The 15,229-nt window shown below is 72.9% G+C and carries 13 protein-coding genes and 1 pseudogene; 5 read left to right on the forward strand and 9 right to left on the reverse strand.

Translation table 11 applies throughout. The annotated features are described in order from the left end of the window. Positions 1-37 precede the first annotated feature (37 nt). The 6 genes from QQY24_RS05080 to QQY24_RS05105 all read right to left on the reverse strand — a co-directional run bounded on the left by QQY24_RS05080 (position 38) and on the right by QQY24_RS05105 (position 6,778). Positions 38-1,642: a glycoside hydrolase family 13 protein gene (locus QQY24_RS05080; RefSeq protein WP_301971454.1), complete on the reverse strand. Its 1,605-nt coding sequence runs from the start codon at positions 1,640-1,642 to the stop codon at positions 38-40. Positions 1,643-1,678: 36 nt separating this feature from the next. Beyond that, positions 1,679-2,560, reverse strand: a complete 882-nt coding sequence (locus QQY24_RS05085) for a carbohydrate ABC transporter permease (RefSeq protein WP_301971455.1) — start codon at positions 2,558-2,560, stop codon at positions 1,679-1,681. After that, the gene (locus QQY24_RS05090; RefSeq protein WP_301971456.1) at positions 2,557-3,510 is read right to left on the reverse strand and encodes a carbohydrate ABC transporter permease; all 954 of its coding nucleotides are present in this window, start codon (positions 3,508-3,510) and stop codon (positions 2,557-2,559) included. The genes QQY24_RS05085 and QQY24_RS05090 overlap by 4 nt, the downstream gene beginning before the upstream one ends. 5 nt (positions 3,511-3,515) lie before the next feature. Continuing rightward, positions 3,516-4,868, reverse strand: coding sequence for an ABC transporter substrate-binding protein (locus QQY24_RS05095; RefSeq protein WP_301971457.1), 1,353 nt, complete (start codon positions 4,866-4,868; stop codon positions 3,516-3,518). 119 nt (positions 4,869-4,987) lie between these two features. Then, positions 4,988-5,986, reverse strand: coding sequence for a LacI family DNA-binding transcriptional regulator (locus QQY24_RS05100; RefSeq protein WP_301971458.1), 999 nt, complete (start codon positions 5,984-5,986; stop codon positions 4,988-4,990). 123 nt (positions 5,987-6,109) lie between these two features. Beyond that, complete coding sequence (locus tag QQY24_RS05105; RefSeq protein WP_301971459.1) at positions 6,110-6,778, reverse strand: hypothetical protein; 669 nt, start codon at positions 6,776-6,778, stop codon at positions 6,110-6,112. A 237-nt stretch (positions 6,779-7,015) separates the two neighbouring features. Here QQY24_RS05105 and QQY24_RS05110 point away from each other — a divergent pair, with 237 nt between their 5' ends. From QQY24_RS05110 to QQY24_RS05120, 3 genes and pseudogenes are all read left to right on the forward strand, one after another. Then, positions 7,016-7,672 (forward strand): helix-turn-helix transcriptional regulator, encoded by a 657-nt coding sequence (locus tag QQY24_RS05110; protein ID WP_301971460.1) that lies wholly within the window; start codon positions 7,016-7,018, stop codon positions 7,670-7,672. 32 nt (positions 7,673-7,704) lie between these two features. Then, positions 7,705-8,243, forward strand: a pseudogene (locus QQY24_RS05115) (toxin-antitoxin system, toxin component). Between the two features lie 307 nt (positions 8,244-8,550). Next, entirely contained in the window at positions 8,551-8,778 is a 228-nt protein-coding gene (locus QQY24_RS05120) for a hypothetical protein (protein ID WP_301971461.1), read from the forward strand. Between the two features lie 33 nt (positions 8,779-8,811). Here QQY24_RS05120 and QQY24_RS05125 read toward each other — a convergent pair whose 3' ends face one another. Together QQY24_RS05125 and QQY24_RS05130 are read right to left on the reverse strand one after the other, a co-directional pair. Further along, the gene (locus QQY24_RS05125) at positions 8,812-9,492 is read right to left on the reverse strand and encodes a 4'-phosphopantetheinyl transferase (protein WP_301971462.1); all 681 of its coding nucleotides are present in this window, start codon (positions 9,490-9,492) and stop codon (positions 8,812-8,814) included. After that, positions 9,440-10,345 (reverse strand): metallophosphoesterase, encoded by a 906-nt coding sequence (locus QQY24_RS05130; RefSeq protein ID WP_301976152.1) that lies wholly within the window; start codon positions 10,343-10,345, stop codon positions 9,440-9,442. Before QQY24_RS05130 ends, QQY24_RS05125 begins: the two co-directional genes overlap by 53 nt. A 299-nt stretch (positions 10,346-10,644) precedes the next feature. Between QQY24_RS05130 and QQY24_RS05135 the strand changes: the two genes are divergently transcribed. Together QQY24_RS05135 and QQY24_RS05140 are read left to right on the forward strand one after the other, a co-directional pair. Next, entirely contained in the window at positions 10,645-11,778 is a 1,134-nt protein-coding gene (locus QQY24_RS05135) for an ATP-grasp domain-containing protein (protein ID WP_301971463.1), read from the forward strand. Positions 11,779-11,986: 208 nt separating this feature from the next. Continuing rightward, a complete protein-coding gene (locus tag QQY24_RS05140; protein WP_301971464.1) occupies positions 11,987-13,672 on the forward strand; it encodes a carbohydrate binding domain-containing protein in 1,686 nt (561 codons plus the stop codon). Positions 13,673-13,859: 187 nt separating this feature from the next. Here the strand turns inward: QQY24_RS05140 and QQY24_RS05145 are convergent, their stop codons facing one another. Next, entirely contained in the window at positions 13,860-15,197 is a 1,338-nt protein-coding gene (locus QQY24_RS05145; RefSeq protein ID WP_301971465.1) for a 6-phospho-beta-glucosidase, read from the reverse strand. Between the last annotated feature and the right edge of the window lie 32 nt (positions 15,198-15,229).

Genomic DNA, 15,229 nt, shown 5'->3' on the forward strand with positions numbered 1-15,229 from the left:
CGGGGGATAGCAGGAGGTGCGGGTGTGCGGCTACGGCTCAGACGCGCAGCCAGGCCGCCGTGTCCTGCGGCAGCCGGCCCCCGGCGTCCAGCGGGCCGCTGCTGAGCAGGAGTCGGGAGTGCGCGGGCAGGTCGGCGGGCGTGGCGCCGAGGTTCACCACGCACAGCGTGCCCGGCGCGCGGGAGAAGGCGAGGACGCCGTCGGGGGCGGGCAGCCAGGCCAGGGGGCCGTCGCCGAAGACCGGGCGGGCGGCGATGGCCTCGCGGTACAGGGAGAGCATGGAGTGCGGGTCGTCCTGCTGGCGGTCGACCGCGTACGACGCCCAGCCGGCCGGCTGCGGCAGCCAGGGCTCCTCGCGCGAGCCGAACCCGGCGTACGGCGCGTCGGCCCGCCACGGCAGCGGCACCCGGCAGCCGTCCCGGCCCGGGTCGGTGCCGCCCGAGCGGAAGTGCATCGGGTCCTGTACGCGGTCGGCCGGGATGTCCGCCTCCGGCAGTCCCAGCTCCTCGCCCTGGTAGAGGTAGACCGAGCCCGGCAGGGCCAGGGACAGCAGGGCGGCGGCGCGGGCCCGGCGGGTGCCCAGGTCCAGGTCGGCCGGGGTGCCGAAGGCCTTGGTGGCGAAGTCGAAGGCGGTGTCCTCGCGGCCGTAGCGGGTGACCGTGCGCGTCACGTCGTGGTTGCACAGCACCCAGGTGGCGGGCGCGCCGACCGGGGCGTGCTCGGCGAGGGTCGTGTCGATCGAGCTCCGCAGCCGCGCGGCGTCCCAGGGGCAGGACAGGAAGGAGAAGTTGAAGGCGGTGTGCAGTTCGTCGGGGCGCAGGTAGCGGGCGAAGCGCTCGGCGTCGGGGAGCCAGACCTCGCCGACGAACACCGCGTCGTAGTCGTCTGCCACGGCCCGCCAGGAGCGGTAGACGTCGTGGAGTTCGTCGCGGTCGACGAAGGGGTGCGGCTGCGGGCGCGCGGCGAGGTCGGGCAGGTCCGGGTCCTTGGCGAGCAGGGCGGCGGAGTCGATGCGGACGCCGGCCACCCCCCGTTCGAACCAGAAGCGCAGGATGTCCTCGTGTTCCTGGCGGACCGCCGGGTGGGCCCAGTTGAGGTCGGGCTGTTCGGGGGTGAACAGGTGCAGGTACCAGTCGCCGTCGGGCAGCCTCGTCCACACCGGCTCGGTGGAGCCGACGAACTGCGAGGGCCAGTCGTTGGGCGGCAGTTCGCCCTTCTCACCGCGTCCGGGACGGAAGTGGAACAGCTCCCGCTCCGGGCTGCCGGGCCCCGCCGCGAGGGCGGCGCGGAACCAGGGGTGCTGGTCGGAGACGTGGTTGGGCACGATGTCGACAATCGTGCGGATGCCCAGCTCGCGCGCCTCGGCGATGAGCTTCTCCGCCTCGGCGAGGGTGCCGAAGGCCGGGTCGATGGCGCGGTAGTCGGCGACGTCGTAGCCGCCGTCCTTCAGGGGCGACAGGTACCAGGGGTTGAACCACAGGGCGTCGACGCCGAGCCCGGCCAGGTACGGCAGCCGGGCGCGGACTCCGGCGAGGTCTCCGGTGCCGTCGCCGTCGCCGTCCGCGAAGCTGCGCACGTACACCTGGTAGATGACGGCGGAGCGCCACCAGTCGGCGTCCGGTGCGGGGATGGGCTGTCCCACGGTGCGTACCTCTCTGTGTCGGGGTGTGCGGGCCGGTCAGCCCTTGGTGCTGCCCGCGCTGATCCCGGCGATGATGTGCCGCTGGAAGACGAGGAACAGCACCACCATCGGGATGCTGGCGATCACCATCGCGGCGATGAGCACGGTGAGCTGGATGTTCTGCGACAGCTGGACCAGGGCGACGCTGATCGGCTGCTTGCCGGTGTCGGAGAAGACCATCAGCGGCCACAGGAAGTCCTGCCAGACGGCGACCAGCGCGAAGATCGACACGACGCCGAGGACCGGCCGGGACATGGGCAGGACGACCGACCACAGGACGCGCAGCTTGCCGGCGCCGTCGATCCCGGCGGCCTCCAGCACGTCGCGCGGCAGCTGGTCGAAGAAGCGCTTGAGCAGGTAGAGGTTGAAGGCGTTGGCGACCGCCGGCAGCCAGATGGCGAGGGGGTCGTTGAGCAGGCTGGTGTGGATCAGGGGCAGGTCGGCGACCGTGAGGTACTTGGGCACGACGAGCGCCTGGGCCGGGACCATGAGGGTGGCCAGGATGCCGCCCAGGACCACCTTGCCGAAGGCGGGCCGCAGCTTGGACAGGGCGTAGGCGGCGGCCGTGCAGAACACCAGCTGGAACGCCCAGGCACCGGCCGCCTGCACCAGGGTGTTCCCCAGGTGCTGCGGCAGCTGCATCAGCTCCCAGGCGTCGGTGTACCCGCTCAGGTGCCAGTGCTCCGGCACGAGGGTGGGCGGGGTCCGGGCGACCTCGTCCGGGGACTTCGCCGCGCCGGTCACCATCCAGTAGACCGGGAAGAGGAAGGCGAGCGCGAAGAGGACGGTGACGGCCGCGAACACGGTCCAGTAGACGGCCCTGCCGCGCGGACGGGCGAGTGCCGCCGGGGAGACCAGGGTGCGGACGGCGCTGCTCATGCGTCCCCCTCGGAGCGGGTGAACCGCAGGTAGAGGGCGGAGAAGGCGCCGAGCAGGACGAGCAGCAGCACGCTGAGCGCGCAGGCTCCGCCGAAGTCGTTGTAGAGGAAGGCGTACTTGTAGATGAGGTAGAGGACGGTGACCGTGGCGTTCTCGGGGCCGCCGCCGGTGATGACGAACGGTTCGGTGAACACCTGCATCGTGGCGATGACCTGGAGGAGCATCAGCATTAGGATCACGAAGCGGGTCTGCGGGACCGTGACGTGCCGGACGCGCTGCAGGATGCCTGCGCCGTCGAGTTCGGCGGCCTCGTACAGCTCGCCGGGGATGGACTGCAGGGCGGCCAGGTAGATGAGGACGGTGCCGCCCATGTTGGCCCAGGTGGCCACGATCACCAGGGAGACCAGCGCGGTGTCGGCGCCGTTGGACCAGTTCGAGGTGGGCAGGTGCAGGAAGCGCAGCGCCTCGTTGGCCAGCCCGGCCCCGGGGTCGTAGAACCACTTCCACAGCAGGGCGCTGACCACCGGTGGGATCATCACCGGCAGGTAGACCACGACCCGGAAGAAGGCCTTGGCGTGCCGCAGCTCGTTGAGGACGAGGGCGAGCAGGAAGGGGACGGCGAAGCCGATGAGCAGGGCCAGCAGGGTGAAGGTGAGGGTGTTGCGCCAGGCCGCCGCGAACTCGGGGTCGTGCAGGACGCGGGTGAAGTTGGCGGTGCCGACCCACTCGGGTTTCGATCCGGGCGTGTACTTCTGGAAGGCGATGACGACCGCGCGGATCGCCGGGTACCAGGAGAACAGGGCGAAGCAGACCAGGCCGCCGAGGAGGAACCCGTAGGCGTGCACCTGGTCGAGCAGGCGGCGCCGCCTGCGGTCCCCCGCCGCGGGCGGCAGCGGGCCCGGGCGGACGGCGGCCCGGGCCGCGGGCCGCCGTTCAGCCGTCTTGGTCATGGCGGTCAGCTCCGGGCCAGGATGCCGTCGATCTTGCCGGACGCGTCCTTGAGGAGCTGGTCGATGTCGGCGTCCTCCTTGGTGAGGACGGCGGAGACGGCGCCGTCCAGGACGGAGTAGATCTGCTGGGCGTTGGGCGGCTCGATCTTCATCGTCAGCTTCTGGTTGCCGTCGAGGAAGGCCTGGTAGTTCTCCACCGGCACGTTGGCGTTGGCCTTCTTGACCTGCTGGTCCCTGGCGTCGGCGGCGCCGGTGAACAGGCGCGGCTCGGGCAGGCCCACGGGCGCGTCGTTCTTCTTGGCGCGGGCGTAGTCACCGAGGAAGCCCTCGCCGGGGGTCAGGAACATGTGGTCGAGCCACTTCAGGCCGGCGCGGATCTGGGCCGGGGTGTCCCGCTTGTTGAACATGTAGCCGTCGCCGCCGATGAGGGTGCCCCTGCCGCCGGGCATGGGGGCGAGCGCGAGGTCCTTGTAGTTGCCGCCCTTCTCCTTGACCAGGATCGGGATGTTGTCGGGGGCGGCGAGGTACATGCCGAGCTTGCCCGAACCCATCATCTGCTGCGCGTCGTTGATGATGAGGAGCTGCTTGCTGCCCATCGAGTCGTCCGCCCAGCGCATGTCGTGCAGGTTCTGCAGGACGGCGCGGCCCTCGGGGGTGTCGACGGTGGCCTTCCTGCCGTCGGCGCTGACGACGTCGCCGCCCTGCGAGTACAGCTCGGCGGTGAAGTGCCAGCCGCCCTGGTTCTGGGCGCTGTAGTCGGCGTACCCGACGGTGCCGCCGCCGAGCGCGGCGATCCTCCTGGCGTCGGCGCGGACCTCCTCCCAGGTGGTGGGGGGCTTGTCGGGGTCGAGGCCGGCCTTCGCGAAGAGCTTGCGGTTGTAGACCAGTCCCATGGAGTATCCGGTGCGCGGTACGCCGTAGACCTTGCCGTCCACGGTGTAGATGTCCCGCAGCTGCTTCTGGATGCTGCCGTAGCTCTTGAGTTCCTTGAGGTACGGGGTGAGGTCGGCCGCCTGGTGGATGTCGACGACGTGCCGGGCGTCGGTGAAGTACGTGTAGAAGACGTCCTCCATCTGGCCGCCGGCGAGTTTGGCGTCGAAGGTCTTGGGGTCCTGGCAGGGGAAGGCGTCGTGCGCGACGACGTCGACGTCCGGGTGCTGCTTCTCGAAGGAGGCGACGTCCTGCTCGAAGAACCGGCGGTCGACCTTGGCGCTCTGGGGCGGCTCGCAGTTGACGGTGATGCGGGTCTTGCCGCCCGCCGCGTCGTCGTCGCCCGATCCGCAGGCGGACGCGGCGAGGGCGAGGGAGGAACAGATGCTGATCGCGACGAAGGTGCGGCGGACGCCGGTGCTACTCATCGGTGGACCCCTCAAGGCAGGAGCTGTGGGCGCCGCACACTCAAGCACCGACGACACCGGCCCGCAAGATGTCACGCAGAATCTGTAATTATTTGACAGTCAGCCGAATCTTTCCGAAGTCAGTCGCGCGGGACTTGCGCGGTGGAGCCGCGCACCACCAGCTCGGGCTCGAACAGGAGTTCCTCGGCGGGTACGGCGGTGCCACCGATCTGCGCGTTCAGCAGTTCCACGGCCGCGCGGCCCATGGCCTCGATGGGCTGGCGGACGGTGGTCAGCGGGGGTTCGGTGCAGTTCATGAAGGCCGAGTCGTCGTAGCCGACCACGGAGATCCGCCCGGGGACGTCGCAGCCCTTGCGGCGGGCGGCCCGCACGGCACCGAGGGCCAGGGGGTCGCTGGCGCAGATGATGCCGGTGACGCCCCGGTCGATGAGGCGGGCGGCGGCCGCGTGACCGCCCTCGATGGAGAAGATGGCGCGGGCGACGAAGTCGTCCGGCAGGTCGCCGGCGATGGCGCGCGCGGCGGCCAGTTTGCGCGCCGAGGGGATGTGGTCGCCGGGACCGAGGAGCAGGCCGATGCGCTGGTGGCCCAGGGAGGCCAGGTGCCGCCAGGCCTGCTCGACGGCGACGGCGTCGTCGCAGGACACGCCCGGGAAGCCGAGGTGTTCTATGGCCGCGTTGACCAGGACGACGGGGATGTTGCGCTCGGCGAGCAGGCGGTAGTGGTCGTGCGGGGCGTCCGCCTGCGCGTACAGGCCGCCGGCGAAGACGACGCCGGAGACCTGCTGCTGGAGCAGCAGTTCGACGTAGTCCGCCTCCGACACCCCGCCCTTGGTCTGCGTGCACAGCACCGGGGTGAGTCCGTGCTGGGCCAGCGCGCCGCCGATGACCTCGGCGAAGGCCGGGAAGATGGGGTTCTGCAGCTCGGGCAGGACCAGGCCGACGAGCCGGGCGCGTTCGCCGCGCAACTGGGTGGGCCGCTCGTAGCCGAGCACGTCGAGGGCCGTCAGCACCGCCTGCCGGGTGGCGTCCGAGACGCCGGGCTTGCCGTTGAGCACCCGGCTGACGGTGGCCTCGCTGACCCCGACCTTCTTCGCCACATCCGCAAGTCGTCGCGTCATGGGCGCAAGGGTAGCGCAAGCCATGCAAGCTTTTTGCGTAATCGTGGCGCGGGACGTCCCGGACCGGAGCGGGAGGACGTCCGGCCCGGCCCCGTCGGCGACCTGAACGCCGGCGGGGCCGGGTCAGTCCTCGGGGAGCGGGACGACCGTCAGGTGGGAGCCCGTGCCGCGGGGCCGGCGCGCCCGGCGGGCGGCGGTGGAGGGGCGGGCGTCGCGCAGGACCATCGTCAGGCGCGTGCAGCCGATCTCCTGGAGGGTCGGCGGCGTCTCGTCGACGATGCGGCACTCGGTGGGGCCCCGGCGCGGGTCGGGGTGGACCAGCAGGCGCACGGCGCCGTCGAGCCGCGTCGCGGCCTCGCCGACGGCGCGGATCCAGTGCGGTAGCCCCTGCCGGTAGGCCGCCTCCATGAGCGGGTCCTGCGCGACGTCCCGGCGGACCGCCTGGAGCTCGCGGTCGTGGCCGTGGCTCTCCACCGCCGCCTTCAGGTGGGCCAGCATCGGCAGGCACCAGCCCGCCTCGTGGTCGCCGAGGACCGTGCCGGCGTCGGGGTGGAACAGGACGAACCGCAGGAAGTTGTCCCCGGGCATGGCCGTCGAATGAGGGCGCACGCCCCGGAAAAGTGTCTCGAACGCGCCGTTGGCCATGACCACGTTCCAGCGGTGGTCGACGACCAGGGACGGGAAGGCGACGGCCTCGACCAGCGCGGCACAGTCCTGGAGGTACGCCTGGACCTCGCAGCTCTCGGGGACGGGCCGCGGCGCCGGCCACGGCCCTCCTGCCTGTCGTGCCATCGGGAGGTCACCCCTCTTGCCTCTGCGCCTTCACGCGGCGATGCGATCCTGCTGCTCCGACGAGAGCCGTGTCAACTATCGTGGCATTCCGTGCCGGTGGGCGGCCGGAACACGCCACAGTTGTGGCGACGCCTGGAAGTGGGTTCGAAGCACCGGTTACGCTCCGGGAGTTCACGGCGACCGTTTGTGGGGGCACGGACGCAACCGGAGCCCCCGAGAGACGTAGGAGTGCTGTCGGTGACGGATGGCTACGAGGATCCGGGCGCCGCGGCGACCGCCCAGCTGCCGGCCGTCGTCGCCCGCGTCACCGCGCTCGCCGACCGGCTCGGCGTGCCGCACGCCGAGGTCTTCGACACCGGACGGCTCTCCGTCGGCTGCGGCGTCCCGGAACCGGTGGTCAAGGCCCTGCTGAGCGGGCGGCCGGCGGGCGAGCCGGACGTGCAGGCCCGTTTCCTGCAACGCCTGGACCTGCTGCGGCGCACCCGGCTGAAGCCGGGCGGCCGCAGGTACACGCAGCAGGAGATAGCCGACGGCGCGGGCATGTCCCGGCAGCAGGCCGGCGCCCTCATCAACGGCGACCGGCGCCCCACCATGGAGCACTGCGACGCCCTGCAGCGGTTCTTCCGCGTGCACGCCGGGTTCCTGACGGCGGAGGACCCCGAGGCACTGGCCGGGGCCCTGCAGCGCACCGAGCAGGAGCTGCTGCAGAAGCTCGCCGACCGGGAGCGGGCGGCGGCCGAGGCGGCCGACGACCCGCTGGAGCGGCTGTTGCAGGACCACGGGGTGCGCGGGATCGCCTGGCGGGCCGCCCAGCTGCCCACCGACCAGCACCGGGACAAGGTCGCCGAATGGCTCGACATGCTCCTGGAGAGCGTCAAGCGGCCCGAGTCGTGAGCCGGGGGAGGACCGTGGGCATCGGCAGGGCCATGCGCCGTCTGTGCGCCGAGCTGGCCGGTGAGCTGACGCTGCCGGCACCGGCCGAGCCGCACGAGCTGTACCACGCGCTGTGCGCGGCGATGAGCCGCCGCCGCGGCCGCCCGGTGCTCTTCCGCACGGCCGTCTTCCCCCCGGTACGGCCAGCGGGATGTGGCTGGACATGGCCGACCGCGACCTGGTCGTCGTGGAGGAGCGCACCGCGCCCGACCACCAGCTGGTGATCCTGGGCCACGAGCTGTGGCACATGCAGGCCGACCACGCGGGCCACCACGTCGACGGGGTCGGGGTCGCCGCACGGCTGCTGGGCGACGACACCGACCGGGCCGTGCTGCAGGACGTGCTGCACCGGGTCGCCACGCGCACCCGCTTCGACCGGGGCGAGGAACGCGAGGCCGAGGCCTTCGGACTGCTCCTCGCCACCAAGTGCCGCGCCTGGCTGTCCGGCTCGGCCGTGCGGACCCAGACCCGCCGCGACGGCGTGGCGGGCCGCATCGAGGCCTCCCTCGGCTATCCGGGTCCGCAGGGCTGAGCCGTCCGCCCCGCGCCGCCCCACCGGACGGCCCGCGGGAGGGCCGGGCACGGTGGGGCGGCCACCCGGCCGCGCCGGCCGGCGACCGCGCACGGGGTGCGGGAGGAGGGGGCGGGAGGAGGGGGCGGGAAGTCCCTCCCGCGGTCCTCCTCCCGCGCGCGGGCAGGCGCCGGGTGGGTCCCGCGCGCGTTCCGCCCCCGGCGTTGTCAGTGGCGGGCGGCAAGCTGGGGGCGTGCGCCGCACGAGCGGGCGGTGCGCGGCGCCGCAGCGCGCGACGAGTGACGCCGAAACCGGGGAGAGCCGACCGATGCCCACCGCCGTACCGACCGACCGTGAACGCACCGCCGTGCAGGCCTACCTGCGGTTGCTGCACACCGTGCGCGCCGCCTTCGACGGGCCGCCGGGCGCCGGCCGGCCGCCCCTCGTGCCGCCCTCCGTGCTCGCCGAGGCCGAACGGGCGCTGGCGCGGGCGGGCTTCACGGGCAACGAGGAGGAGTTCTTCCGGCTGCTGGGCGCGTGGTGCCCGGCCCGGTGAGCGGGGCGCGCGGTGTCCGTCCCGCACGCCCGTTCAGGAGTGCGGGACGGACACCGCGGTCAGCACCAGGGAGTCCGCGACCAGCCAGCGGCCCTCGAACCCGGTCAGGCGCACGCCGCCCACCAGCGGACCGGGGACGAGGAGCCGGGCGTGGAAGCCGCCCCGGGCGGCGGAGCCGGGGGCGGGCCAAAGGTCGATGTCGGCCTCGGAGAAGTCGAGCCAGGCGCGGGTGAGGGGGAACCACGCCTTGTACACGGACTCCTTCGCGCTGAACAGCAGCCGGTCCCAGTGGACTTCGGGCCGGACGGCGCACAGCTCGCGGTGCCGGGCCTGCTCGGCGGGCACCGCGACGCTGTCGAAGACGCCGTCCGGGAGGGGGCCGTGCGGTTCGGCGTCGATCCCGAGGGAGGCCAGGTCGGCGGCGCGGACGAGGGCCGCGGCGCGGTAGCCCTCGCAGTGGGTCATGCTGCCGGCTATGCCGTCCGGCCAGCGCGGCGCACCGCGCTGACCGGGGAGCACGGGCTGCGGAGGCACGCCGAGCTTCTCCATGGCGCGCCGGGCGCAGATCCGTACGGCGGCGAACTCCCGGCGCCGCTTGTCCACCGCGCGCTCGACGAGCCGCTCCTCCTCCGGGTACAGCGCGGTGACCCGGTCCTCCTGGTCACCGAACGCCTCCACGGCTACCACCGACTCCGGGAGCAGTTCCTCGATCACCGGGTCCGACCTCCATCGGCAGGATGCGGCGCAGTTGTCCGGGGGGTCCCGGGCGCTTGCGCCATTCGCGGGGGTATCCCACGGACACCTCTTCGAAGCGGACGCCCTCGTGCCAGGTGGTCCGCGGGATGTGCAGATGACCGTAGACCATGGTCCGCACGCGGAAGCGGCGGTGCCAGTCGGCGGTCAGCCCGGTGCCGCACCACATGGCGAACTCCGGGTGCCACAGCACACTGGTGGGGTGCCGGTCCAGCGGATAGTGGCCGGCGAGGACGGTCGGCAGGTCGGCGGGCAGTTCGGCCAGCCGGCGCTCGGTCTCGGCGACGCGGGCGCGGCACCAGTCCTCGCGGGTGGGGTAGGGGTCCGGGTGGAGCAGGTACTCGTCGTTGCAGACGATGCCGGTGCTCTCCGCGTAGGCGAGGCCCTCCTCCTTGGTGGTGCAGCCGGCCGGCAGGAAGGAGTAGTCGTACAGCAGGAAGAGCGGGGCGACGGCGACCGGCCCGCCGGGGCCGTCCCACACCGGGTACGGGTCCTCGGGCGTGGTCACGCCCAGTTCCCGGCACAGCGCGACGAGGTGCTCGTAGCGGGCGACGCCGCGCAGGGTGACCGGGTCGCTGGGATGGGTCCACAGCTCGTGGTTGCCGGGCGCCCACAGGACCTTGCGGAAGCGGCCCGCGAGGGTGGCCAGGGCCCAGCGGATGTCGGCGACGGTCTCGGCGACGTCCCCGGCCACGATGAGCCAGTCGTCGTCCGAGCGCGGGCGCATCCCCTCGACGAGGGCACGGTTCTCGGCATAGCCGATGTGCAGGTCACTGATGGCCAGCAGCTGTCCGGCCCCGGCCGTCGACTCCACCGCGTACCCCTTTCCGATCATCCGGTCGGCACCAAGAGAACACATACACCGGGCGGGAGCAAGGATTTCTCCGGCCAGGAGGGGGGCTGGACAGCGACTCGAGGAGGGCTGGACAGCGGCTGGACGACTCGGGGGACCGGTAACACGCGCGTTGCACGCGTGACCCTTCGAAAGCCGTATGATCGCCCCGACGCCAACACCCTCACCCCCCTCGCACAGGGCCGTTTGGCCTCCCTTCCTTCCTCCTGCCCGGGCCCGGGCCGCCGCGTCCTGCCCGAAAACCCCGAAAGGCGGCCTGCATGCCCTCTCGCGTACGCGTCTGGCTCAACCGCACGTACGCGGAGAACGTGTTCTTCATGGATCAGCTGCGGAGAAATCCCAGCGACCGCGCGGTGGAGATCCACGCCACCCACGGCGACCCCGACTCCCCCGTGCTGGCGGCGGCCGACACCGCCGACCTGGAGCCGGAGGGCCTGTCCCCGGCCGCGTACGTGGAGTACGCCCTCGACCAGTGCGCCCGGCGCGGCATCGACGTGTTCGTGCCCCGGCTGGGCCAGGCCGCGATCGTGGCGCACCGCGCCGAGTTCGAGGCGGTGGGCACGGCGCTGCTGGCGCCGACCCCGCAGGCGGTGGCCGTCTTCGAGGACAAGGCGATCGCGTACGAGGCGGTCGCCTCGGTCGGCGTGCCGGTGCCGCCGTGGTGGCGGGTGCGCACGGCGGACCAACTCCTCGCTGCTGTCGATGAGTTGGAGACGGCCGGGTACCGGGCGTGCTTCAAGCCGGCCGCCGGCGCGGGCGGGGTCGGCTTCCGCGTGATCACGCGCGCCCCCTTCTCCCTCGCGCACCTCGGCGGTTTTCCGGGGCCCCAGGTCCAGTTGGACCTGGTCGTCGAGGCGCTGCGGCGGGCCGAGGAGCCGGTGGACTGGCTGGTGATGCCGCGCCTGGAGCAGCCGGAGGTGTCCGTGGACTGCCTGACCGGGCCGGACAACCGGATCCGGCTCGCCGTGGGGCGCACGAAGAACGGCCGCCGCCGGGGTTTCACGCTGCACGAGCGGTGGCTGGAGCCGGCCCGGCTGATCGCGGAGGGCTTCGGGCTGCACTACCTGTCCAACGTCCAGTTCCGCATGTTCGGCGACCGGCCCGTGCTGCTGGACGTCAACACGCGGCCCGCCGGGGGGCTGCACCAGCTGTCGCTCTGCGGGGTCAACGCCCCTTGGGCGGCCGTGCAGTTGGCACTCGGCGAGGACCCGGGGACGATCGAGCCGCCGTTCCTCGGGCAGGACTACACGGTGGTGTCGGGACTCCGCCCGCTGCGGCCCGGGACGCCCGTGCGGCAGGGCGTGGAGGAGGCGGCCGACGTCCTGCTGCCGGCCGTGCCCACGCCCGTGGGGTCCGCCGAGCCGGCCGGGACGGTCCAGGCGCTGCCGCTGTAGGCGGTGCGCCGGCCGCGGGCCGTCCGCGACCGCCCGGCGAGGCCGCGCACCGGTGGCCGCCCGCGCCCCTTCCCGGGCGCGGGCGGCCACCGGTATGAACCAATTCCCCCGTTCTCCTTGACAGGCGGATTGGTCCATACCAAATTCGTTGGCGCACCTTCGCTCGTCCCTGCACTCCCCACCGCCCCCGCATCCCCAGGGAGATCGCGTGCGTCACATCCCCGGGCGTCCCAGACGCCGGCTTCTCGCCCTGCTCGGCTCCGCCGCCCTCGCGCTCGGTGGGGCCGTCGCGCTGCCGGGCACCGCCCAGGCGGCCAACATCCTCACCAATCCCGGCTTCGAGTCCGGCGGCCTGTCCCCCTGGACCTGTACGGGCGACCTCGGCTCGGTCGTCTCCTCCCCCGTGCACGGCGGCTCCAAGGCGCTGCAGGGCGCGGTGTCCTCCAGCGACAACGCGCAGTGCACCCAGACGGTCGCGGTCCAGCCGAACACGACGTACCGCCTCAGCGGCTGGGTCCGCGGCTCGTACGTGTACCTCGGCGTGAACGGCGGCAACTCCACCTGGACGACGTCGACTTCGGCGTACAGCCAGCTCAGTGTCTCCTTCACCACCGGCGCCTCGCAGACCAGCGCCGCCCTCTACGTCCACGGCTGGTACGGGCAGGGCACGTACTACGCCGACGACATCAGCCTGGACGGTCCGGGCGGCGGGGACGGCGGGGACACCCAGGCGCCGACCGCGCCCGGCGGGCTCGCCTCGACCGGCAAGTCCTCCTCCAGCGTGTCGCTGAAGTGGAACGCGGCCACGGACAACGTGGGCGTGACGGCGTACGACGTCTACAGCGGTTCCAACCAGGTGCTCAGCGCCTCCGGGACGACCGCGACGGTCAGCGGTCTCGCGCCGAGCACGTCGTACACCTTCAGCGTGAAGGCGCGCGACGCGGCCGGCAACAGCTCCGCCGCCTCCAACTCCGTGACCGTCACGACGGACGCGGGCACCGGCGGCGGCACCGGCTTCCAGCAGGCGGCGCCGTACCTGTACGAGGGCTGGGGCGATCCGCCCAACCCGTCCACGGTGATGAGCGCGACCGGCATCAAGTGGTTCACGATGGCGTTCGTGCTGGACTCCGGCGGCTGCACGCCCGCCTGGGACGGCAGCCGGCCGCTGACCGGCGGCGCCGACCAGAGCGCCATCAACCAGATCCGCTCGGCGGGCGGTGACGTCGTCCCGTCGTTCGGCGGCTGGCAGGGCAGCAAGCTCGGCGCCAACTGCTCCTCCGCGAGCGCGCTGGCCGGCGCCCTGCAGAAGGTGATCGACGCCTACTCGCTCAAGGCGATCGACATGGACATCGAGAACACGGACGAGTTCGAGAACGAGGCCGTGCAGGCGAAGATCCTCACCGCGCTGAAGACGGTCAAGGCCAACAACCCCGGCCTGAGGACCATCGTCACCTTCGGCACCTCCACCACCGGGCCGACCTACTACGGCAACCGGCTCATCGAGCAGGCCCAGTCGCTGAACTCCGGCATCGACGTCTTCACGATCATGCCGTTCGACTTCGGCGGCGGTTCCGACATGTACGGCAGCACCGTCGGCGCGGCCGAGGGGCTGAAGGCGAAGCTGAAGTCCACGTTCGGCTGGGACGACGCGACCGCCTACTCCCACATCGGCATCTCCGGCATGAACGGCCTGTCCGACCAGCAGGAGAACACCACTCCGGCGATCTGGACCCAGATCCGCGACTGGGCCAACTCGCACCACATCGCCCGGCTCGCCTTCTGGGCGGCCAACCGCGACCGGCCGTGCGCCGGCGGCGGCGTGGTGAGCAACTGCTCCGGCATCAGCCAGAACAACTGGCAGTTCACCTCGATCACGGCCGGCTTCACGGGCTGAGTCCCGCCGCGCGCCGCGACCGGCGTGGGGTGCCCCCACCGGGCGCCCCCACGCCCGCGCCGGTTCCCGCGGACCGGCGCGGCCCGCCGGGCACCGCTCCCCGGCACCGCCCTCCTGGCACCGCTTCTCCGGCCCGGCCGCCCGCCGCCCGCCCCATCGGGGCACGGCGGGCGGGCGGGCCGTGCGTTCACCGGAGGTAGGCGAGCCCGGGATGGACCGCGGTGTACGCCTCGACCAGCCGGCGGGCCACGGTCACGGAGTCGACGAGCGGATGCAGCGCGAACGCCTTCACCGCGGTCGCCCGGGAGCCCGACCCGGCCGCCGACAGCACCTCCCGCTCCACCGCCTTCACCGCGCACACCAGACCGGCGGCGTGGCCGGGCAGCGGGTCGGCCGCCACGGGGTGGGCGCCGTTCGCGTCGACCGTGCAGGGCACCTCGACGACCGCCTCGGGGTCCAGCACCGCCAGGGTGGAGCGGTTGCGGACGTTGAGGATCAGCGTGGTGCGCTCGTCGCGGGCGACGGCCCGCATCAGGGCCAGCGCGACCTTCTCGTAGCCGCCGGAGAGGTCGTCGGCCTCCCGCTCGCCGGCGCCCGCCGTCCGGCGGTTCTCCGACATGTACGTGGCCTCGCGTTCGGCGCGGGTGCGGTTCCACAGTGCGAGGGCCGGGGCGCCGGGGCGGCCGGCCCGCTCGTAGAAGCCGGTCTGCTGGTCGAGGAGGAAGGCGCCGCGGGTCTTCCCGGCCTCCCGGTAGGCGCGGACGGTCTCCCGGTTGAAGTAGTAGTAGTGCAGGTACTCGTTGGGGACGGCGCCCAGGGAGCGCAGCCAGTCGGCGCCGAAGAGCCTGCCCTCCTCGAAGGAGCCGAGCAGCGCGGGGTCGGCGAGCAGCCGCGGGAGTTCGTCGCGTCCGGCGACGCGCAGGCCGCGGACCCAGCCGAGGTGGTTGAGGCCGACGTAGTCCACGTGGGCCTCGGCGGGGTCGGCACCGAGCACGCGGGCGATGCGGCGGCCGAGCCCGACCGGTGAGTCGCAGATGCCGATGACGCGGTCGCCCAGGTGCCGGGACATCGCCTCGGTGACCAGGCCGGCCGGGTTGGTGAAGTTGATGACCCAGGCGTTGGGGGCGAGGCGGGCCACCCGCCGGGCGATGTCCACGGCGACGGGGACGGTGCGCAGGCCGTAGGCGATGCCGCCCGCACCGACCGTCTCCTGGCCGAGGACGCCTTCGGCGAGCGCCACCCGCTCGTCGTCGGCGCGCCCCCGCAGCCCGCCGACGCGGATCGCGGAGAAGACGAACGCGGCACCGCGCAGCGCCTCGTCGAGGTCGGTGGTGGCGGTGACCTCGGGCGCGTCCGGGACCCCGGCCGCCTGCTCGGCCAGGACGCGGGTCACCGCGCGCAGGCGCCCGGCGTCCAGGTCGTGCAGCACGACCCGGGTCACGCGGCCCTCGCCGTGGTCCGAGAGCAGTGCCCCGTACACGAGCGGCACCCGGAACCCGCCGCCGCCCAGAATCGTCAGCTTCACGCCCGTCCCCTTCCCGCGGCCACGGCCCGCAC

This window comes from Streptomyces sp. TG1A-8 (assembly GCF_030499535.1).
Taxonomy (GTDB): domain Bacteria; phylum Actinomycetota; class Actinomycetes; order Streptomycetales; family Streptomycetaceae; genus Streptomyces.